The following is a 20,747-nucleotide window of genomic DNA, read 5'->3' on the forward strand; positions in this document are numbered from 1 at the left end:
TCCTTCCGTCGCACTCCGCCGCACCGCTCCGCGACGCGCTCCGCACCCCGCGTCGCGCCTCCCATTGTGCGGGGCGGCACTGACAACGCGGCGAGAAGCCCGGCGCCGGCGCAGTACCCCCGCCCGTCACGGGCGTCGTCGTCCCACCGCCCGCCTCCGGTCGTGCCCCGAGGCTCCGGGGGCAGACGCTCCGGCGGGTCAGCGCCGGCCCCGCCCCTTGCCCCGGCGGCCCTCGCCGCCGTCACGGCCGTCGGAGCGGCCGTCTCCGTCGCGGTCGCCGTCGTGCGGTCCGAGCAGCTCGTCCGCCAGGGTCGGCAGGTCGTCCAGCGGGGTCTCCTCCGCCCAGTCGGAGCGTCGCCTGCGGGGCGGCGCCTGGTCGGGGTCGATCCGGGGCAGCTCGCGGGTGCGGTCCGGCGCCTCCTCGGGCCGGTCGGCACGGGCGGCCGGGTCCTCCTCCCGGAAGTAGCCCTGCGGAACCCGGTCGGCAGGGTCCCCGCCCACCGGTGGCAGCACCGCCGTCTCGTCCGCCGCACCCGGCGTCACGGGCGGCAGCACCGCCGTCTCGTCGGCCGCACCCGGCTTCACCGCGGGCAGCACCGCCGTCTCGTCCGCCGCACCCGGCGTCACGGGCGGTACCGGCGGCATGGGCAGCTCCGTCGTCACCTCGGACTCCGAGACACCGGACGCCTCGGCGTCCCCCTCGCCGTCCTCGCGGGCGTCGTCCCGCGGGTCCCGCACCGGCCGCAGCACCGCCGTGTCCTCGACCGGCCCGCCGGAGGCGTTCGTCGGGGTGACGACCGGCGTCGCCACGGTCGCCGCGTCCGGGGCGACCGGACCGGCCGGCGCCGGACGGGGCCCGTCGGCCGCGGGAGGAGCCGTCGGCTTCGGGCCCGCCGCGGCCGCGGCCGCCGCCTGCTCCGCCGCCCTGCGCGCCTCCTCGGCCCGCATCAGGGCCTCCTCGGCCTTGCGCTGCTTCTCCAGGCGCCGGGCCTCGGCCTCGGCCCGCAGCCGCTCCTCCTCCTCGGCCTGCTTGCGCCGCCGCTCCTCCTCGGCCCGGCGGCGCGCCTCCTCCTCGGCCCGTGCCTTCTCCTCGGCGAGGAGCCGTGCCCGCTCCTCCTCGGCCTTGCGGCGCGCCTCCTCGGCACGCTGCCTGGCCTCCTCCGCCTGCCGCTCGGCCTCGCGGCGCTGCGCCTCCTCCAGCTCGCGGCGCTTGCGCTCCTCCTCCTCGGCGCGCAGCCGCTCCAGCTGCTCGAGGCGTTCCCGCTCCAGGCGCTCCTCCTCGGCCTTGCGCGCGGCCTCCTCCTCGGCCTTGCGACGCGCTTCCTCCTCGGCCTTGCGACGCGCCTCTTCCCGGGCCTGGATCTCGGCCTCGGACAGCGGCAGCACCTGGTCGAGCCGGTGGCGTACGACGGTGCTGACCGCCTCGGGCTCCTGGGCGGCGTCGACGACGAGGTAGCGGCCGGGGTCGGCCGCGGCCAGGGTCAGGAAACCGGAGCGTACGCGCGCGTGGAACTCGGCGGGCTCCGACTCCAGCCGGTCCGGCGCCTCGGTGAACCGCTCGCGTGCGGCCTCCGGCGAGACGTCCAGCAGGACGGTCAGGTGCGGTACGAGCCCGTTGGTCGCCCAGCGGTTGATGCGGGCGATCTCGGTCGGCGACAGGTCGCGGCCGGCGCCCTGGTAGGCCACCGAGGAGTCGATGTACCGGTCGGAGATGACCACGGCGCCCCGCTCCAGGGCGGGCCGCACCACGGTGTCCACGTGCTCCGCGCGGTCGGCGGCGTACAGCAGCGCCTCCGCGCGGTGCGACAGGCCCGCGCTCGACACGTCGAGCAGGATGGACCGCAGGCGCTTGCCCACCGGGGTCGCCCCCGGCTCGCGCGTCAGCACGACCTCGTGCCCCTTGTTCCTGATCCACTCGGCGAGCGCCTCGGCCTGGGTGGACTTCCCGGCGCCGTCGCCGCCCTCCAGGGCGATGAAGAAGCCGCCCGTCGCGGGCGTGGGCACCGGGTCGTCACCGCCGAGCAGCGCGTCCCGCAGGTCCTGCCGCAGCGGCACCCCGGAACGGTCGTCGACCTTGGCGAGCACCAGCGCGGCCACCGGCAGCAGCAGCGCGCCGGCCAGCATCAGCGTGAACGCGGCGCCGCCGTGCGCGAAGACGAACTTGCCGTTCTCCAGGCGGTGCGGGCCGATCGCCGCGGCCACCACGGGCGCGACGACCGCGCCGAGCGCCACGTAGACCCGGACGACCGCGTGCAGGTGCTCGGTCGTGCGCGCCCGGCGGTGGTCCTCGGTCTCCTGGTCGAGCAGCGCGTGCCCGGTGTTGGCGGCCACGCCCGCGGCGATGCCGGCCAGGGCGAGGAGCAGGAGCACGGTGGTGGCGTCCGGGACGAGTCCCGCGGCCAGCAGGGTGACGCCGTCGAAGGCGATCGCCAGGGCCAGCAGGCGTCGGCGCGACAGGGAGGGGAGCAGGGCGGGCGCCGTGCGGATGCCGACGACGACGCCGCCGGTCAGCGCGCCCACCGTCAGCCCGTACAGCACGGGGCCGCCGCCGAGGTCCTTGGCGTGCAGCACCGCGACGGCGACGGTGGCGGCCACCACGGCGGCGACCGACGCGCAGGCGAAGACCAGCAGCGGGAGGACCCCGGTGCGGCCCTTGTCGACGCCGGTGCCGCTCTTGGGGCGGCGCAGGCCCTCCAGCGGCGACCGCGCGCGCGGGGTGCGCGTTCCGGGCAGCTCCAGGAAGGTCACCACGGACAGGGACGCGGCGAACAGCCCCGCCGCGACGTAGGAACCGAGCGCCGCCTGGTGCTCGGCGAACCAGTCGATGCCGGCGCCCAGCAGGTTGTTCAGCAGCCCCGCGACGACGAGCGCGGCAGCGGCCAGCGGGATCGCCACGAAGCCGGTGCGCAGCGAGAGGCGGCGCAGTGCGTCCATGTGGTCGGGCAGCGGTCGTACCGTCGCGCCCTCCGGGGGCGGCGCGGGCAGCAGCGCGGGGGCCGCGCTCTCCCGGCAGACCGTCCAGAAGCGCTCGGCGACGCCGGTGACGAAGACGGTCACCAGGAGGACGGCCAGCGCGTCGTCCGGCGTCCAGTCGATCCACAGCGGCGCGACGATCAGCAGGGCGGCCCGCAGCCCGTCCGCGCCGACCATGGTCCAGCGCCGGTCCAGCGGACCGTCCGGTGAGGTGAGCGAGGTGAGCGGCCCGAGCAGGACCGCGCCGAAGAGCAGCGTCGCCAGGATGCGGACCCCGAAAACGGTCGCCACTGCGAACGCCACGCCCCGGTAGCCCCCGCCGAAGGAGCCCGCGCCGATCGCGGCCTGGACGGCGAGGAGGACCAGCACCAGCAGGGCGAGAAGATCGCCGACACCCCCCACGAGCTGTGCGCTCCACAACCGCCTCAGCTGCGGTCGCCGCAGCAGGGCGCGGACGGCGCGCTCGCGGGAGTCCGCGACCAGGGCGTCGTCCGGGGCGGGGTGAGGGGCCGTTGGCTGCTCGGCTCGCGTCATGCGTTCAGCCTATCGGTCGCCGCCGACACTCCGGCGTACCCGGCCGAACGTACGCACGCCCCGACACCGAAATGATGCCGGGGCGTTCGATCCGCGCGGGGCGCGGGGGAGGCTCAGTCCTCGGTCGAAGTGGAGGCGGTGGCCGTCTTGGTGGCCGTCTTCTTCGCCGTGGTCTTCGCCGCGGTCTTGGCCGTGGTCTTCTTCGCGGCCGTCGTCTTGGCCGCCGCCGCCTTCTTTGTGGCCGCCGCCTTCTTGGCCGGGGCCTTCTTGGCGGGCGCCTTCTTGGCGGCCTTCTTCGCCGTCTTCTTGGCGGGCCCCTTGGCGCGCTTCTCGGCGAGCAGCTCGTAGCCGCGCTCCGGCGTGATCTCCTCGACGCTGTCGCCGGAGCGCAGGGTCGCGTTGGTCTCGCCGTCGGTGACGTACGGACCGAAGCGGCCGTCCTTGACCACGACGGGCTTCTCGCTGACCGGGTCGGTGCCCAGCTCCTTCAGCGGCGGCTTGGCCGCGGCCCGGCCGCGCTGCTTCGGCTGGGCGTAGATCGCCAGCGCCTCGTCCAGCGTGATGGTGAAGAGCTGGTCCTCTGAGGTCAGGGACCGCGAGTCCGTGCCCTTCTTGAGGTACGGGCCGTAGCGGCCGTTCTGCGCGGTGATCTCGACGCCTTCGGCGTCGGTGCCGACGACGCGCGGCAGCGACATGAGCTTCAGGGCGTCGTCCAGGGTGACCGTGTCCAGTGCCATCGTCTTGAACAGCGAGGCCGTGCGCGGCTTCACGGCGTTCTTGCCGGTCTTCGGGGTGCCCTCGGGGAGCACCTCGGTGACGTAGGGGCCGTAGCGGCCGTCCTTGGCGACGATGGTGTGGCCGGTGGCCGGGTCGGTGCCCAGTTCGAAGTCGCCGCTCGGCTTGGCGAGCAGTTCCTCCGCGAGCTCGACGGAGAGCTCGTCCGGCGCGAGGTCCTCGGGGACGTCGGCGCGCTGGTGGTTCTCGGAGTCCTTCTCGCCGCGCTCGATGTACGGGCCGTAGCGCCCGACGCGCAGCACGATGTCGTTGCCGACGGGGAAGGAGGACACCTCGCGCGCGTCGATCGCGCCGAGGTCGGTGACGAGTTCCTTGAGGCCGCCGAGGTGGTCCCCGTCGCCGTTGCCGGCGTCGGCGGCGCCGCCGCCCGCGCCCTCGCCGAAGTAGAAGCGGCGCAGCCACGGCACCGCCTGGGCCTCGCCGCGCGCGATGGCGTCGAGGTCGTCCTCCATCTTTGCGGTGAAGTCGTAGTCGACGAGCCGCCCGAAGTGCTTCTCCAGGAGGTTGACCACGGCGAAGGAGAGGAAGGACGGGACGAGGGCCGTGCCCTTCTTGAAGACGTAGCCGCGGTCCAGGATGGTGCCGATGATCGACGCGTAGGTCGACGGGCGACCGATCTCGCGCTCTTCCAGCTCCTTGACCAGCGACGCCTCGGTGTAGCGGGCCGGGGGCTTGGTGGCGTGGCCGTCGACCGTGATCTCCTCGGCCGTCAGCGCGTCGCCCTGGGAGACCTGCGGCAGCCGGCGCTCGCGGTCGTCCAGCTCGGCGTTCGGGTCGTCGGCGCCCTCGACGTAGGCCTTGAGGAAGCCGTGGAAGGTGATCGTCTTGCCGGACGCGCTGAACTCGACGTCCCGGCCGTCGGAGGCGGTGCCGCCGATCTTCACGGTGACGCTGTTGCCGGTCGCGTCCTTCATCTGGGAGGCGACGGTCCGCTTCCAGATCAGCTCGTACAGCTTGAACTGGTCGCCGGTGAGACCGGTCTCGGCGGGCGTGCGGAAGCGGTCGCCCGAGGGGCGGATCGCCTCGTGCGCCTCCTGCGCGTTCTTCACCTTGCCGGCGTACGTCCGCGGCTGCGCGGGCAGGTAGTCGGCGCCGTACAGCTGCGTGACCTGGGCGCGGGCGGCCTTGACCGCCGTCTCGCTCAGGGTCGTCGAGTCCGTACGCATGTAGGTGATGTAGCCGTTCTCGTACAGCTTCTGGGCGATCTGCATCGTCGGCTTGGCGCCGAAGCCGAGCTTGCGGCTCGCCTCCTGCTGGAGCGTCGTCGTACGGAACGGGGCGTACGGCGAGCGGCGGTACGGCTTGGACTCGACCGAGCGGACGGCGAAGCGCGTGTTCTCCAGGGCAGCGGCGAGCGCGCGGGCGTTCGCCTCGTCGAGGTGGAGGGTGTTCGCGCTCTTGATCTGCCCCAGGGAGTCGAAGTCGCGGCCCTGGGCGACCCGCCTGCCGTCGACCGTCTGGAGGCGGGCGACCAGCGACGACGGGTCGGAGGCGTCTCCAGCGCGGCCGGTGGCGAAGGTACCCGTGAGGTCCCAGTACTCGGCGGAGCGGAAGGCGATGCGCTCGCGCTCCCGCTCGACGACCAGGCGCGTGGCGACGGACTGGACGCGGCCCGCCGACAGCTTCGGCATGACCTTCTTCCACAGGACCGGCGAGACCTCGTAGCCGTAGAGGCGGTCGAGGATGCGGCGGGTCTCCTGGGCGTCGACGAGCTTCTGGTTCAGCTCGCGCGGGTTGGCGACGGCGGCCCGGATCGCGTCCTTGGTGATCTCGTGGAACACCATGCGCTTGACCGGGATCTTCGGCTTGAGGACTTCCTGGAGGTGCCACGCGATGGCCTCGCCCTCGCGGTCCTCATCGGTGGCGAGGAAGAGTTCGTCGGAGTCCTTCAGCAGGTCCTTGAGCTTCTTGACCTGCGCCTTCTTGTCGGCGTTGACCACATAGACGGGCTGGAAGTCGTGTTCCACGTCCACACCGAGGCGGCGGACCTCGCCGGTGTACTTCTCCGGCACCTCCGCGGCGCCGCTGGGAAGGTCGCGGATGTGCCCGACGCTCGCCTCGACGACGTAACCAGGGCCGAGATAGCCCTTGATCGTCTTCGCCTTGGCAGGCGACTCGACGATGACGAGTCGGCGGCCGCCGTTCGCGGTCTCGCTGGTCGGGGACAACTTCGCTCTTCTCTCCGGTCGACGCTGGGGCCTCCCCAGGCAGTGCTCCCGGGGTCGGGTCGTGCTGCGTTTCGGTCGTGACGCTGCGGAGTGTGACGGTACCTCCCGCCCCCGTGTCAAACGGGAAAAGCCCGCAACGGCCACTCGAACGGTAACCCGACGAACCCTGTTCCTGCCGCCCGGAGTGAGTACCGGCCCTGGCACGCGTATCCGGAGCGCGACCCGCCGATTACCTGGGCGGGGCTGCGGCCGGGGTCCGGAACCGGCCTCTCAGAGGCGTGTCAGGCACCATGCCCCGAGGGCCAGCGCGATGACTCCGGCGACGCTCGCGACGGCCGCCGATGCGACGGGGCTCACACCGTGGGCGACGGGTCGGCCGTGCCGAACCCGGGTCGCCGTCCACGTCAGCAGACCGGCTCCGAACAGGGCGAACACCATTCCCGCGAAGATCGCCGGCCCGCTCTCCATGGTCCCCGTGCCTCTTTTCTCCAGCCCGCGCGTGTCCAGCCTCGTGGAGGCTGTCACGCGCGGGCGGCGCACAGGCGAACCCGAGGTGAACGAGGAGCCGACGGGGCGGCGGTGCGACCGCCCGTGGCTCGTTCTCCCGGTTTTCCCGTAGCTCCCGTATCTCCAGTACGGCGCCGAAGACGGCCGGCGGCCGCGGCCGCCGCCCGGGCCGGTTCCGGTGGACGCGGAGCCTCGCTCGACGCCGGTTCCGGGGACGGCGAGGCCCGAGGAACCACGCACGGGGCACGGGTTCCGACGGCCGAGAGGGACCCTGGACGCCGCTTCCGGCGACCGCCGCCACCACCGCCTGCCGCCGTCCACCGCCCCACCGCCCGCCGCCCGCCGTCGGCGAGGTCCGCCGGGCGCCCGTCCCGCCTACGCCGGCTCGAGGAAGCCCTGCCCCACCAGCACGCGGATCTGGGCGGGCGTGCGGTCGCGCAGCGCCACCGGGTCCTCGCCGACCAGCTGGGCGATGGCGTCGAGGATGCGGCCGGCGCTCATGGAGCCGTCGCAGACGCCCGCGAAACCGGCGCCGACGGTGTCGACGCGGGTGGCGCGGCGCATGCCGCGGTTCTGGCGCAGCACGACGTGCTCCGGGTCCTCGGCACCGGGCAGCCCGACCTGCTCCTGCACCACCTCGCCTGCCAGCGTGAAGTGCGCCTCCAGCAGGGCGGCGTCGTCGTGGGCGCGCAGGTAGTCGACGCGGTCGAAGTGCGCGCGCACCGTCTCGCCGAGCGGCTGCTCGATCGGGTGCGGCCACTCCTCGACGGTGATCGAGGGCTCCGCGGATCCGGACCGGCGCAGCGAGATCCACCCGAAGCCGACCGCCTTGACCTTGCGCGCCTCGAACTCGTCCAGCCACGCGTCGTAGCGCGCCTGGTACTCGGCCGCGTCGGCGCGGTGGTCCCCCGCGTCCCTGAGCCACAGTTCGGCGTACTGCGTGACGTCCTGCACCTCGCGCTGCACGATCCACGCGTCGCAGCCGCGCGGCACCCAGGAGCGCAGCCGGTCCGTCCAGTCCTCCCCCTCCTCGTGCTGCCAGTTGGCGAGGAAGTGCGCGAACCCGCCCTCGTTCAGACGCTCCCCCGTCTGCTGAACGAGCGACCGGCACAGATCGTCCCCGCCCATCCCGCCGTCGCGGTAGGTGAGCCGGGCGCCCGGGGAGATCACGAAGGGCGGGTTGGAGACGATCAGGTCGTACGTGTCGCCGTCGTCGACCGGCTCGTAGAGCGAGCCCTCCCGCAGGTCGGCGGCCGGGGCACCGGACAGGGCGAGCGTGAGTGCGGTGATGTGCAGCGCGCGCGGGTTGACGTCGGTCGCCGTCACGCGCGTAGCGTGCCGGGAGGCGTGCAGCGCCTGGATGCCGGAGCCGGTGCCGAGGTCCAGGGCGGCGGAGACGGGCGTGCGGACGGTCAGGCCTGCCAGCGTCATCGACGCGCCGCCGACGCCGAGGACGACGCCCTCCGCGCGGTTGCCGATGCCGCCGGCGCCGCCGACCGCGCAGCCGAGGTCGGAGACGATGAACCAGTCCTCGCCGCCGGGCCCTCCGTACGGGCGTACGTCCACGGTGGCCGCCACCTCGTCGTCGCCCGCGCGGACGAGCCACCCGGTCTCCAGGCAGTCGTCCACGGGCAGTACGTCCGCCACGCGCGCGTAGGGCACGGGTTGCTGGAGCAGGAACAGCCGTACGAGGCGTTCCAACGGCGTGTCGCCGCGGGTGGCCCGGAGCGCGGGCACGGTCTCGCTGCGCGACAGCGCCGCGTAGGCCGGGGCACCGAGCAGCTCCAGCAGTCCGTCGGCGGTGAAGGAGGCGCCGAGCAGGGCGTCCCGCAGGCGGGCGGTGACGTCGGGACGGTCGGCGGAGGGCAGGGGGGACAGGCTGGCGTTACTCACACCCCCATTGTGGCCCTGCGCCCCCGCCCCGCGCCCGTGCGGCGGAGGTCAGCCGGCGGCGGCCGACGGCGTCACCGAGGCCGACTTGCAGCTCTCCTGCTTGGCCATCGCCTGGCCGACCTCACCCTCCTCGAGGGTCTTGAGCGCGTTGCTGCCGCTCTTGCTGAGCTTGTTCAGCTCGGTGGCGATGTCCTTGAGGCCGTCGGCGAAGTTCGCCTGGTCCTTGGTGTCGAGTTCCTCCACCTGCTTGCGCAGGGAGGCGTACGAGGAGGAGAGGCCGTTCAGCTCGGTGACGGCGTCCTTCTGCTTCTTCTCGCCGTCCTCGACGTCGGGTGCCCCGGCCTTCTGGACGGCGCCGCCCATCGCCTTGTAGGCGTCGGACATGTCCTGGAACGCCTTGGCGTCGGTCTTCTGGACCTCCGCCGGGGTGCTGTTGTCCGAGGTCTCCTTCTGGATCGCGGCGTTGGCCGCCTCGATCTTCTTGGCCTGCGGTTGCACGGCGTCGCAGACGTCCTTCGCCCAGGCGTCCAGCTTGCCGTTGTCGTCGTCGCCGCCGCATCCCGTCAACGCCAGTACCAGTACCGCACCGCCGGACAGTGCGGCCGCGAGCTTCTTGTTCACCGGATTGGTCCCTTCCCATGGCTCTCGGCCCCGGAACATACACGCCGGATGGGGGACATCCGCAGGACGAACATCCGTTATGACGGTATTGCAGCCATTTGCACCAAGAGAGATAAGGCTCACGGTCAAAAGGGTGCGGAGCACGTCACGGGCGGACGACGCGTCACCACGCGCCGTCCGCCCGTCTCTTGACCTGCGCCCCCTGCGGGGCTCCGCGTCGAGGGCTACGAAACCACCGCCGGATCGGCCGACTTGGGATTCGGGTCGGGATCGTCCTCGTCACCCATGGCGATGCCGCGCCGCTTGGACACGTAGACCGCCGTCGCGATCACGGCGAAGGCGACGACCGCGATCAGCACTCTCACGGTCATGCTCTCGTCGTCGCCGTAGGAGAACTTGATGACCGCCGGCGCGATGAGCAGCGCCACCAGGTTCATGACCTTGAGCAGGGGGTTGATGGCCGGGCCCGCGGTGTCCTTGAAGGGGTCGCCGACCGTGTCGCCGATGACGGTGGCGGCGTGGGCCTCGCTGCCCTTGCCGCCGTGGTGGCCGTCCTCGACGAGCTTCTTGGCGTTGTCCCAGGAACCACCGGAGTTGGCGAGGAACACCGCCATCAGCGTGCCCGCGCCGATCGCACCCGCCAGGAACGCGCCGAGCGCACCCACGCCGAGCGTGAACCCGATGAAGATGGGCGCCATCACGGCGAGCAGCCCGGGCGTGGCGAGTTCCCGCAGGGCGTCCCTGGTGCAAATGTCGACGACCTTGCCGTACTCGGGTTTCTCGCTGTAGTCCATGATCCCGGGCCGCTCCCGGAACTGCCGCCGCACCTCGTGGACCACCGCGCCCGCCGACCGCGACACCGCGTTGATCGCCAGCCCGGAGAAGAGGAAGACGACCGCCGCGCCCGCGATGAGCCCGACGAGGTTGTTGGGCTGTGAGATGTCCATCATCAGGCTCATCGGCGCGCCCTCGCCGCTGAGTTTCTCGCCCACGTCCGCGGCGCCGGTGGTGATGGCGTCGCGGTACGACCCGAAGAGGGCCGCCGCCGCGAGGACCGCGGTGGCGATGGCGATGCCCTTGGTGATGGCCTTGGTGGTGTTGCCGACCGCGTCCAGGTCGGTGAGCACCTGGGCGCCGGCACCTTCGACGTCACCGGACATCTCGGCGATGCCCTGCGCGTTGTCGGAGACCGGCCCGAAGGTGTCCATGGCGACGATCACACCGACCGTGGTGAGCAGGCCGGTGCCGGCCAGCGCCACCGCGAACAGCGCCAGCATGATCGAGGTGCCGCCGAGCAGGAACGCCCCGTACACGCCGAGGCCGATCAGCAGGGCCGTGTAGACGGCGGATTCGAGACCGAGCGAGATACCGGCGAGGACGACGGTGGCGGGCCCCGTGAGCGAGGTCTTGCCGATGTCCTTGACGGGGCGCCGGGTGGTCTCGGTGAAGTAGCCGGTCAGCTGCTGGATGAGGGCGGCCAGCACGATGCCGATCGCCACCGCGACGAGCGCGAGGATCCGCGGGTCGCCGTCCCGGCTCGCGATCGCCGCGTCCGTGACGCCGTCCAGCTCCGAGTACTTGCCGGGCAGGTAGACGAAGACGGCCACCGCCACCAGCACCAGCGAGATCACCGCGGAGATGAAGAAGCCCCGGTTGATCGCGCTCATGCCGCTGCGGTCGGACCGCCTCGGCGCCACCGCGAAGATGCCGATCATGGCGGTGAGCACGCCGATCGCCGGCACCAGCAGCGGGAAGGCCAGCCCCGCGTCGCCGAAGGCCACCTTGCCGAGGATCAGCGCGGCCACCAGGGTCACGGCGTACGACTCGAAGAGGTCGGCCGCCATGCCCGCGCAGTCGCCGACGTTGTCGCCCACGTTGTCTGCGATGGTCGCGGCGTTGCGCGGATCGTCCTCCGGGATGCCCTGCTCGACCTTGCCGACCAGGTCGGCGCCGACGTCGGCGGCCTTGGTGAAGATGCCGCCGCCGACCCGCATGAACATCGCGATCAGGGCCGCGCCGAGGCCGAACCCTTCCAGGACCTTCGGCGCGTCGGCCGCGTACACCAGCACCACGCAGCAGGCGCCCAGCAGGCCGAGACCCACCGTGAACATGCCGACCACGCCACCGGTACGAAAGGCGATCTTCGTCGCCTTGTGCGAGACGAGAGTGAGATCCTTTTCCGGTTCGCCCGGGGCGGGCGTCGCTTCCCGTGCCGCCGCGGCGACACGCACATTGCTGCGTACGGCGAGCCACATGCCGATATAGCCGGTGGCCGCGGAGAACGCCGCGCCGATCAGGAAGAAGATCGACCGCCCGGCACGTTGATTCCAGTCGTCCGCGGGCAGCAGCATGAGCAGAAAGAACACGACGACGGCGAATACGCCGAGCGTGCGCAGCTGTCGTGCCAGGTAGGCGTTCGCACCTTCCTGGACGGCCGCCGCGATCTTCTTCATGCTGTCGGTGCCCTCGCCCGCCGCGAGCACCTGGCGCACCAGGACCGCCGCGAGGACCAGTGCCGCCAGAGCCACGACCGCGATCACCGCGACCAGGACGCGGTTCCCGTCGGTCAGTACGGCGGCGGCGAGAGTCGAGGTTTCGCCCAACTGATGAGAGGTGGAAAGCTCCGCCATTCGTCCTCCTTGACGCTTGGGCTGAGCTCAAGATGTGGACGGGATTGTAGGTACCGGAACCTGATCAAAACAGTGCACGACAAAAGGAAATATCTTGTCAACCACAAGGAGCACGGAAGTAGTAATGCCCTTCCGGCATTAAAGCCGTGATCCTTTCCCAGGGGATCGGTCACGGATCACCCGTGCGATTGATCGCGAATTACCCCTGCCATTGATCGTGAATGAATTCACTCAGCACGCGCTCGGCACCACTGTAGGCGCGGGCATCCACGCCCGCACATGCCGAAGGGCCCTACGAGGTAGGGCCCTTCGGGTGAACTCACCAGGCCGCGGGGACCGCGGAGGGGTCAGACCGGCGGCAGCACCGCGGGCGCGGTCGGCCAGGTCATGCGGATCAGGCCACCGTCCTCGCCGGCCGTCACCACGACGTCGTCGACGAGTCCGCTGATCACCGCGAGCCCCATCTCGTCCTCCTCGGCCTCCGGGTCGCCCCCGGCGGCACCCGGGGTCCCGGCCCCGGACACCGCGTGCGGCGCCTCGTCGCCGACCTCGATGGAGAACTGCTTCTCCTCCTCGATCAGCGACACCTTGACCGGCGCCGTGATGCCGACGTGCTGATGCAGGCCCACGGCCCGGGTGCACGCCTCGCCGACGGCGAGCCTGACCTCGTCGAGGACGGCCTCGTCCACTCCGGCCCTGCGTGCCACCGCGGCCGCCACCAGACGGGCGGTGCGGACATGCTCGGGCAGCGCGCTGAAACGGAGTTCAACGGTGGCCATGCATCCCCCTCGGAACTACGGGCGTGCTGTCGAGGGCCCGGACCGTTGCCGGCCCGGACCCCCTTGTACTCATGTCGCCCCGGGCCCACGGGCCCGGGACAGGTCGTCAGTCGGTGGCCGCCACCGCTTCCTCGACCGAGGTGTGAATGGGGAACACCTTGGTGAGGCCGGTGATACGGAAGATCTTGAGAATGCGCTCCTGGTTGCAGACCAGGCGCAGCGAGCCCTCATGGGCGCGCACCCGCTTCAGTCCGCCGACCAGCACGCCGAGCCCGGTGGAGTCGAGGAAGTCCACGCCCTCCATGTCGACGACGAGGTGGAAACTCCCGTCGTTCACGAGCTCGACCAGCTGCTCACGCAGCTTGGGCGCGGTGTATACGTCAATTTCGCCACCGACCTCGACGACCGTACGATCGCCGACGGTACGGGTCGACAGGGACAGGTCCACGGATCCTCCAGCACCTTGCTATCGAGCGGTCGCCCTTCGGGACACCTCGGCTTGAAAGCCCCCAGGACATTCGCCAGCCGCGATGGCATTCAATCACTTACCGGCAGGCGTGCACGACGCCTTGGTCCCATTGTCCGTCACGCCAGTGACAGACTCGGTGCCGATGGCCAAGAATCTCCGATCCGATCGATCCCCGGCCGGGCCCGGCTCCCGGCCCGAACCAGGCACGATCCTGGCCCGGCTCGCCGCGGGACCGAGCCGGGCTGCGCGCATCACTCATACGGAGCACTTGCCCCCGCGTGCGGGCCGTCATGCAGTCTGGCCGGACCGGATTCGACCCGAGGTCGTCGCCGCAGTGCAGGCCGCGGGCATCGAACACCCCTGGGCCCACCAGGCGACGGCGGCCGAGCACGCCCTGGACGGGGACTCGGTGGTCGTGGCCACCGGGACCGCCTCCGGCAAGTCCCTGGCGTACCTGGTGCCGGTGCTGTCGGCGCTGCTGGACGGATCGGAGGCCCCGAACGGGCGTGGCGCCACCGCCCTGTACCTGGCCCCGACCAAGGCGCTGGCCGCCGACCAGTGCCGGTCCGTGAAGGAACTTTCACAACCTCTGGGCACATCCGTTCGGGCCGCCGTGTACGACGGCGACACCCCGTTCGAGGAACGCGAGTGGATCCGGCAGTACGGCACGTACGTGCTGACCAACCCGGACATGCTGCACCGCGGCATCCTGCCGTCCCACCCCCGCTGGTCCTCCTTCCTGAAGTCGCTGAAGTACGTCGTCATCGACGAGTGCCACACCTACCGCGGTGTCTTCGGCTCGCATGTCGCCCAGGTGCTGCGCAGATTGCGCCGACTGTGCGCCCGCTACGGCGCGTCGCCGGTGTTCCTGCTCGCCTCCGCCACCGCGGCGGAGCCCGCGGTGGCCGCCCGCCGGCTTACCGGGCTCCCGGTGGTCGAGGTCGCCGACGACGCCTCACCGCGCGGTGAACTGGTGTTCGCCCTGTGGGAACCGCCGCTCACCGAGCTGGAGGGCGAGAAGGGCGCGCCGGTCCGCCGCACCGCCACCGCCGAGGCCGCCGACCTGCTCACCGACCTCACCGTGCAGGGCCTGCGGTCGATCACCTTCGTACGCTCCCGGCGCGGCGCCGAGCTGATCTCGGTGATCGCCCAGGAACGTCTCGCCGAGGTCGACCGCTCGCTGACCCGCCGGGTGGCCGCGTACCGCGGCGGCTACCTCCCCGAGGAGCGCCGCGCCCTGGAACGCGCCCTGCACTCCGGCGACCTCCTCGGCCTCGCGGCGACGAACGCCCTCGAACTGGGCCTGGACATCTCCGGACTGGACGCCGTGGTGATCGCCGGTTATCCGGGCACCCGGGCGTCGCTGTGGCAGCAGGCCGGCCGCGCGGGCCGTTCCGGGCAGGGGGCCCTCGCGGTGCTGGTCGCCCGCGACGACCCGCTGGACACCTTCCTCGTCCACCACCCGGAAGCCCTGTTCGACCAGCCCGTGGAGTCCACGGTCCTCGACCCCGACAACCCGTACGTCCTCGCCCCGCACCTGTGCGCGGCGGCGGCCGAGCTGCCCCTGACCGAGGAGGACCTGCCCCTGTTCGGGCCCGCCTGCGAGGAGCTGCTCCCCCAGCTGGAGGAGGCCAGGCTGCTGCGTCGCCGGACCCGCGCCTGGCACTGGACGCGCCGGGAACGGGCCGCCGACCTCACAGACATCCGCGGGGAGGGCGGCCGCCCGGTCCAGGTCGTCGAGGCCGGGACGGGCCGCCTGCTGGGCACGGTCGACGCCGGCGCCGCCCACACGGCGGTCCACGAGGGCGCCGTGCACCTCCACCAGGGCCGCACGTACCTCGTCCGCACCCTCGACCTGGAGGACTCCGTCGCCCTGGTCGAACAGGCCACGCCGACGTACTCCACGGTCGCCCGCGACACGACGGCGATCTCCGTCCTGGAGACCGACACCGAGGTCCCGTGGGGTGACGGACGCCTGTGCTACGGCTCCGTCGAGGTCACCAACCAAGTGGTCTCCTTCCTGCGCCGGCGCCTGATCACCGGCGAAGTGCTGGGCGAGACGAAGCTCGACCTCCCTCCCCGGACCCTGCGCACGCGCGCGGTGTGGTGGACGGTCACCGAGGACCAGCTGGACGCTGCCCGGATCAACCCGGAGATCCTCGGCGGGGCCCTGCACGCCGCCGAGCACGCCTCGATCGGCATGCTGCCCCTGTTCGCGACCTGCGACCGCTGGGACATCGGCGGCGTGTCGGTGCCCCTGCACCCGGACACGCTGCTCCCCACGGTCTTCGTGTACGACGGTCATCCCGGCGGCGCGGGCTTCGCCGAGCGCGCCTTCCACACGGCTCGCGACTGGCTCACGGCCACCCGGGAGGCCATCGCCTCCTGCGAGTGCGACGCCGGCTGCCCCTCCTGCATCCAGTCCCCCAAGTGCGGCAACGGCAACGATCCGCTGCACAAGCGCGGGGCCGTACGGCTGCTCACGGTGCTGTTGCGGGGCGCGGAGCGGGCGGAAACGGCGGACGCTGGACCCTGAGGCCCGCCGGTGGGGGGCCGTAGGCACCACCGTCGCCCCGCCGAAACCGGCGGGCGCCACCGCCGCCGCCACCGCTACCGCCCCGCCATGGTCATCACCATGGCTACCGCCGCCGCCCCCGCCCTCGCACGGGTCATCCCTGTCTCCTTGGCGTTCGGGCCCAGGCGGTACCGCCGGGCTTCACGTCTCCGGCCTCCCTGTCGGTGGTCACTCCGTAGGCGCCTCCTCCGTCGGCGGGTCCTCCGTAGCCGGGTCCTCCGTCGCCGGGGCTCTCGGGACGGGGGCAGCCACCTCTGACGCCGGGCCGGCCCTTGCCCGGACCTCCGCCGTGAACGGTCCCCGGCCCGACGCCGCCGTCACGTCCGACACCTGTCCGGTGAGCACGCACCGCACCAGCCGCGTGGCCTGGGCCCGTGCGACCCGTTCCGCCCGGGCACAGGCCGCGGCTCCGCCCTGAGCCCAGTGGTCCGCCGCCGCGAGCGCGGCCATGTCGGCGCCGCCGGCCGCGCGGTGCCGGGCCACGACGGCCTGCCCCAGGGCCAGCACGATGCCGAACACCAGGCACAGAACGGCGATGGCGCCGACGCTCCACACCGTGGCGGAACCCCGGTCGGTCCCGGCGGTCCCGGCGGTCCCTGCCCGGGCCCCGCCGAAGCTTAGGGCTGAGCCGGGACGGAGACCGGCGCCAGGGGCTCGGGCCGGGCGTGGGCTCCGGGGCGTCACCCGTCGGAACGCGGCGGTGGCCTTCACCGTTCCGCTCCCATCGTCTGCTCCACCGATGCCACCGCTTCCTCCCGCACTTCGAAGGGCAGGCCGCTCAAGGCCGGCGGTTCGGCGACGACGGTCACGCGCACCCGGTCCGCCTCCCGGCTGACGGTGACCCGCGCCCCGCGCGGAGCCGCCTCTCTGGTGACCTCCACGACCGCGTCGGCCGAGTCCTGACGAGCGGCCGCACGGGCGCCCGTGCGGGCGGCGTCCACGCACTGGATCTGTGCGGCCACCACCAGCAGCCCCCAGACCAGCGCCATCGCGAACACCACCAGCACCGGAAGCACCACTGCCGTCTCGGCCGTGACGAACCCCTTGTCGGAACCCGCGCCCTGACCGCCCCCAGCCCGGTTGCCGGGATCGCCGCGAGAGCCGCCGTGTGATTCCGTCCGCACCGCCCGGTCACATCCGCGCATCGAGAGCCTGCTGCACGATGCCCTGCAACTCCGCGCTGACCGCACCGCTCGTGACCACCTTGTAGAGCACCACGGCGAAAGCGACCGCCGCGACGATCCCCATGGCGTACTCGGAAGTGACCATCCCGGCGTCCCTACGCCCGGCCCGCCGAAGCCACGTCGTCCGCACCGCGCCCATCAGGACGCTCAGCCTTGCCCGTACCACCTGATACATCGCAACCCCCGTGAGGTTCTGGTCCGTTGTTTCTCTTCGCCGGTCAGTAGTTCTCTTCGCCGGTCAGTAGTTCTCTTCGTCGATCCGTAGTCGTCTTCGCGGGCTCGTCGGTCACGAGGGCCGGCTCCTCACCGGCGGCCCCGCCGCGTCCCGCTCCGTCCCGCTCCGTCAGCCGCCACCCCCTCCCCCGTCGCCCAGCGCCCCGCCCGCGAGTCCGATCACCACCGGCAGTACGCCCACCGCGATGAAGGCAGGCAGGAAGCACAGCCCCACGGGCGCGGTCACCAGGACGGCCGCGCGGCGGGCCCGGGTCGTCATCGCACGGGCCTGGTCGGCACGTGCCTGGGCGGCGAGCCGGGCGACCGGACCGGCCGCGGGCAGACCGGACACGTCGGCCCGTTCGAGCAACCGCGCCAGGGCTCCGGAGCCCGGCAGCGCGGCCAACGCGCGCCAGGTGCCCTCCGGTTCACCGCCCAGCCGCACCTCGGCGGCGCCGCGCCCCAAGGCGTCTCCGACGGGCCCACCGAGGGCGTCGCCCACCGCCTGAGCCGCGGCCACCGGTCCGGCACCCGCCGCGATGCAGGCGGCCAGGAGGTCGGCCGCCAGGGGCAGTTGCCCGGCGGCCTCGGCGGCAATGGTCTCCGCCTCGGCCCTACCGCCGGCCGACCGTCGGGTACGCCAGCGCCACAGCCCCGCCGCCCCGGCCACGCCCACCAAGACGCCGGCGACGCCTCCGACCAGGGCCCAGCCGGCGCCCATCGTGCCCATCAGCGGGAGCCAGTCGCGAACGGCGCCCAGTACCGCGGCGCCTCGTGGGGCGGCGCGGGCAGGCTGGGTGGCCAGCAGCCCGGCCAGTCGCCTGCGTACCGCTCGCGCCCGTCGGCCGGTCGCGAAACCGCGCGCGAGGCACCCGGCGGCCAGCACCGTCCCCATCACCGCCCCCAGCCTGTGGACGACGTCCCCGTTCACGACGTCGCCTCCGCTCCCCGTACGATGCGCGCCACCCACCACACGCCCAGGCACTCCAGGACTCCGCCGGCCAGCAGGCAGCCCAGCCCGGGTCCCGTGTGCAGCAGGACGTGCAGCGGGTCGGAACCGAGGGCGACACCGAGCAGCAGACCGAGGACCGGCAGGCCCGCGAGCATCACCGCCGTGGCGCGGGCACCGGCCAACTGGGCCCGCAGGTCGGAGCGCTGGTCCCGTTCGGCGCGCAGGGCGCCCTCCAGCCGGTCGAGACCGGCCGCGAGTCCGGCACCCTGGTCGACCGCGACCCGCCAGCACGCCGCGAGCCCTCGCAGACCTTCGGCGCCCGGTTGCCGCGCCGCCGCCGCGAGCGCCCCCGGGACGTCCCCGCCGAAGCGGGCCGCCGCCAGCACCGCCGACCGGGCCTCACCGAGTCCTCCGGCGTCGTGTGCGGCGCACAGCAGCGCCTCTCCCGGCTGCCGCCCCGTACGGACCTCCCCGGCGAGCGCTCCGCACAGCGCGATCACCGCGTCCCGACGGTCCTCCCTGGCCCGCCTCGCCCTTGCCGCCCGCCGTGTCCGCCGCAGTACCGGCACTCCGGCCGCCCCGACGACGACCGGCAGCACGGAGTCGCCCAGCGCCGCCAGCACCAGCCCGGCCGCCAGCGACCACCACTCGGGCCTCAGCCGGCCGCGAAGGCGCCGCAACCCGTTCGTCATCCGGCGCACCGACGGCGGCCCGGCGACGACCGCCCCGCCGTCGCCGACGAGCACCAGCCGTGCACGCCGCGTCCCGGCATGCCGGCGGCTGCCCGCCAGCGCGGCCGCCGCGGCCAGACAGACCAGGGCCGCGCCGGTCGACAGTCCCCCCGTTCCCATCCCCGTCCCCGTCACCCTCGGGCCTCCTCACCCTGATCTCGCGTCGCGAGTCCGCCGCCTCGCAGCAGCTCCCGCAGCCGCTCCCAGCCGTCCTCGGCCACGAAGGCCTCCGCGGCCCACCGCAGCGCCGGAACCGTCCGCACGAGCCCCGAGGGGTCGCGCTCCAGTACGTGGACCTCGGCGATCCGGCGTCGTCCCACCCGGTCCCGCACCAGGTGCAGGACCACCGACAAGGCAGCCGCGAGCTGACTGTGCAGGGCCGCCCGGTCGAGTCCTGCGGCGGTGCCGAGCGCCTCCAGCCGGGCCGGTACGTCGGCGGCGGCATTGGCGTGCACCGTCCCGCAACCGCTGTGACCGGTGTTCAACGCCGCCAGCAGATGGACCACCTCGGGGCCGCGCACCTCGCCGACGACCAGCCGGTCCGGTCGCATGCGCAGCGCCTGCCGCACCAGGTCCTCCAGGGTGACCAGGCCCGCGGCCTCCTGGTTGGCGGGTCTGGTCTCCAGACCGACGACGTGCGGATGATCGGGCCTCAGCTCCGCCGAGTCCTCGGCGAGCACGATGCGTTCGTCCGGGCCGACGAGACCGAGCAGCGCGCTCAGGAGTGTCGTCTTGCCGCTGCCGGTGCCGCCGCTGACGAGGAAGGACAGCCGCGCCCGCAGCAGCGCGCGCAGGACGCGGCCACCGTCGGGCGGTACGGTGCCCGCCGCCGCCAGTTCGTCGAGCGTGAACGCGCGCGGCCGTACGACTCGCAGCGACAGGCACGTGCAGCCGACGGCGACCGGGGGCAGAACCGCGTGCAGCCGGGTGCCGTCGGGCAGCCGGGCGTCCACCCAGGGGCGGGCGTCGTCGAGCCGGCGACCGGCGACCGTGGCGAGGCGCTGCGCGAGCCGTCGCACCGCACCGGCGTCCGGGAAGGCGACCGTGGTCAGTTGCAGACCGCCGCCCCGGTCCACCCACACCCGGTCCGGTGCGGAGACGAGGACGTCGGTCACCGACGGGTCGGCGAGCAACGGCTCCAGCGGCCCGCTGCCGACGAGTTCCGACCTCAGTCGTTCGGCGGCGCCCAGGATCTCCGCGTCCCCGAGCACCCGCCCCTGTTCACGCAGGGCCTGCGCCACCCGTGCGGGCGTAGGATCCGCCCCGCTCTCGGCGAGCCACCGCCGCACGCCGTCGAGCATCCCCGGGGCGGGCCCCGGACCGCTCGCGAAGGCCTCCGCCGCGGACCGCCCGGACGCCGATGTCCGAGGCCGCGCGAAGCCTGACCCCGCCATCCGCCCACCGTCCGTCCCGGCACCGGCGCCGGCGCCGGCGTCGGCGTCCGATCCCGAGCCCGGCCCGACGACCGATGCAAGGCCTCGATGCGCGCCCCGCCCAGCATCCGATCCCGAGCCGCCCCGCGGCACATCCGACCCGGACCTCGCCCCCTCAGCCCACCCAGGCCCCGTTCCCGCGGACACCGCCCCCGCGGCTCGCACCGGCCCCGCCCCGGCAGACGCCGGCCCTGGAACCCACCGCGGGACCGAGCGCGTCGTCGGCCGCCCCTCGGGCGGTACGGCAACCGGACCCCCCGGGCCCTCTCCCTCCGCCCGGCCGTCGCAGC

At 73.2% G+C, this 20,747-nt stretch carries 15 protein-coding genes; 1 reads left to right on the forward strand and 14 read right to left on the reverse strand.

The genetic code is table 11. From position 1 onward, the window contains the following. Window positions 1-198 precede the first annotated feature (198 nt). The 8 genes from tmk to bldG form a co-directional block, all read right to left on the reverse strand. Window positions 199-3,507, reverse strand: coding sequence for a dTMP kinase (gene tmk, locus AC07FV_RS19660; protein WP_479088683.1), 3,309 nt, complete (start codon window positions 3,505-3,507; stop codon window positions 199-201). A gap of 113 nt (window positions 3,508-3,620) precedes the next feature. Next, window positions 3,621-6,470 carry a type I DNA topoisomerase gene (topA, locus tag AC07FV_RS19665; RefSeq protein ID WP_479088684.1) on the reverse strand — a complete coding sequence of 950 codons (2,850 nt, stop codon included), beginning with the start codon at window positions 6,468-6,470 and terminating at the stop codon, window positions 3,621-3,623. A gap of 270 nt (window positions 6,471-6,740) precedes the next feature. Next, window positions 6,741-6,938 (reverse strand): hypothetical protein, encoded by a 198-nt coding sequence (locus AC07FV_RS19670; RefSeq protein ID WP_479088685.1) that lies wholly within the window; start codon window positions 6,936-6,938, stop codon window positions 6,741-6,743. A 414-nt stretch (window positions 6,939-7,352) separates the two neighbouring features. Beyond that, the gene (locus AC07FV_RS19675; protein ID WP_479088686.1) at window positions 7,353-8,870 is read right to left on the reverse strand and encodes a DUF7059 domain-containing protein; all 1,518 of its coding nucleotides are present in this window, start codon (window positions 8,868-8,870) and stop codon (window positions 7,353-7,355) included. A gap of 48 nt (window positions 8,871-8,918) precedes the next feature. After that, complete coding sequence (locus AC07FV_RS19680) at window positions 8,919-9,530, reverse strand: nucleoside/nucleotide kinase family protein (RefSeq protein WP_479088687.1); 612 nt, start codon at window positions 9,528-9,530, stop codon at window positions 8,919-8,921. Between the two features lie 185 nt (window positions 9,531-9,715). Beyond that, window positions 9,716-12,121 carry a sodium-translocating pyrophosphatase gene (locus AC07FV_RS19685; RefSeq protein WP_479088688.1) on the reverse strand — a complete coding sequence of 802 codons (2,406 nt, stop codon included), beginning with the start codon at window positions 12,119-12,121 and terminating at the stop codon, window positions 9,716-9,718. Window positions 12,122-12,468: 347 nt separating this feature from the next. Further along, entirely contained in the window at window positions 12,469-12,900 is a 432-nt protein-coding gene (locus tag AC07FV_RS19690) for an ATP-binding protein (protein WP_479088689.1), read from the reverse strand. Between the two features lie 106 nt (window positions 12,901-13,006). Then, window positions 13,007-13,348 (reverse strand): anti-sigma factor antagonist BldG, encoded by a 342-nt coding sequence (gene bldG / locus AC07FV_RS19695; RefSeq protein ID WP_003975386.1) that lies wholly within the window; start codon window positions 13,346-13,348, stop codon window positions 13,007-13,009. A gap of 82 nt (window positions 13,349-13,430) precedes the next feature. Here bldG and AC07FV_RS19700 point away from each other — a divergent pair, with 82 nt between their 5' ends. Continuing rightward, complete coding sequence (locus AC07FV_RS19700) at window positions 13,431-15,905, forward strand: DEAD/DEAH box helicase (RefSeq protein WP_479088690.1); 2,475 nt, start codon at window positions 13,431-13,433, stop codon at window positions 15,903-15,905. 207 nt (window positions 15,906-16,112) lie between these two features. Here the strand turns inward: AC07FV_RS19700 and AC07FV_RS19705 are convergent, their stop codons facing one another. The 6 genes from AC07FV_RS19705 to AC07FV_RS19730 all read right to left on the reverse strand — a co-directional run bounded on the left by AC07FV_RS19705 (window position 16,113) and on the right by AC07FV_RS19730 (window position 20,325). Further along, window positions 16,113-16,499: an Rv3654c family TadE-like protein gene (locus AC07FV_RS19705; protein WP_479088691.1), complete on the reverse strand. Its 387-nt coding sequence runs from the start codon at window positions 16,497-16,499 to the stop codon at window positions 16,113-16,115. Window positions 16,500-16,651: 152 nt separating this feature from the next. Beyond that, window positions 16,652-17,068: a TadE family type IV pilus minor pilin gene (locus tag AC07FV_RS19710; RefSeq protein WP_479088692.1), complete on the reverse strand. Its 417-nt coding sequence runs from the start codon at window positions 17,066-17,068 to the stop codon at window positions 16,652-16,654. A 7-nt stretch (window positions 17,069-17,075) separates the two neighbouring features. Beyond that, window positions 17,076-17,303, reverse strand: coding sequence for a DUF4244 domain-containing protein (locus AC07FV_RS19715; RefSeq protein ID WP_479088693.1), 228 nt, complete (start codon window positions 17,301-17,303; stop codon window positions 17,076-17,078). 168 nt (window positions 17,304-17,471) lie between these two features. Beyond that, complete coding sequence (locus tag AC07FV_RS19720) at window positions 17,472-18,272, reverse strand: type II secretion system F family protein (RefSeq protein WP_479088694.1); 801 nt, start codon at window positions 18,270-18,272, stop codon at window positions 17,472-17,474. Continuing rightward, window positions 18,269-19,144: a type II secretion system F family protein gene (locus tag AC07FV_RS19725; RefSeq protein ID WP_479088695.1), complete on the reverse strand. Its 876-nt coding sequence runs from the start codon at window positions 19,142-19,144 to the stop codon at window positions 18,269-18,271. Before AC07FV_RS19725 ends, AC07FV_RS19720 begins: the two co-directional genes overlap by 4 nt. A gap of 11 nt (window positions 19,145-19,155) precedes the next feature. Beyond that, window positions 19,156-20,325 (reverse strand): TadA family conjugal transfer-associated ATPase, encoded by a 1,170-nt coding sequence (locus tag AC07FV_RS19730; RefSeq protein ID WP_479088940.1) that lies wholly within the window; start codon window positions 20,323-20,325, stop codon window positions 19,156-19,158. Between the last annotated feature and the right edge of the window lie 422 nt (window positions 20,326-20,747).

Source organism: Streptomyces sp. NPDC045956, assembly GCF_056430705.1.

Excerpts from the sequence above, each read along its gene's own strand:
- tmk (WP_479088683.1), bottom strand. The coding sequence starts at position 3,507 with ATGACGCGAGCCGAGCAGCCAACGGCCCCTCACCCCGCCCCGGACGAC.
- AC07FV_RS19670 (WP_479088685.1), bottom strand. The coding sequence starts at position 6,938 with ATGGAGAGCGGGCCGGCGATCTTCGCGGGAATGGTGTTCGCCCTGTTC.
- AC07FV_RS19680 (WP_479088687.1), bottom strand. The coding sequence starts at position 9,530 with ATGTTCCGGGGCCGAGAGCCATGGGAAGGGACCAATCCGGTGAACAAG.
- AC07FV_RS19685 (WP_479088688.1), bottom strand. The coding sequence starts at position 12,121 with ATGGCGGAGCTTTCCACCTCTCATCAGTTGGGCGAAACCTCGACTCTC.
- AC07FV_RS19690 (WP_479088689.1), bottom strand. The coding sequence starts at position 12,900 with ATGGCCACCGTTGAACTCCGTTTCAGCGCGCTGCCCGAGCATGTCCGC.
- AC07FV_RS19700 (WP_479088690.1), top strand. The coding sequence starts at position 13,431 with ATGGCATTCAATCACTTACCGGCAGGCGTGCACGACGCCTTGGTCCCA.
- AC07FV_RS19715 (WP_479088693.1), bottom strand. The coding sequence starts at position 17,303 with ATGTATCAGGTGGTACGGGCAAGGCTGAGCGTCCTGATGGGCGCGGTG.
- AC07FV_RS19725 (WP_479088695.1), bottom strand. The coding sequence starts at position 19,144 with ATGGGAACGGGGGGACTGTCGACCGGCGCGGCCCTGGTCTGTCTGGCC.
- AC07FV_RS19730 (WP_479088940.1), bottom strand. The coding sequence starts at position 20,325 with ATGCTCGACGGCGTGCGGCGGTGGCTCGCCGAGAGCGGGGCGGATCCT.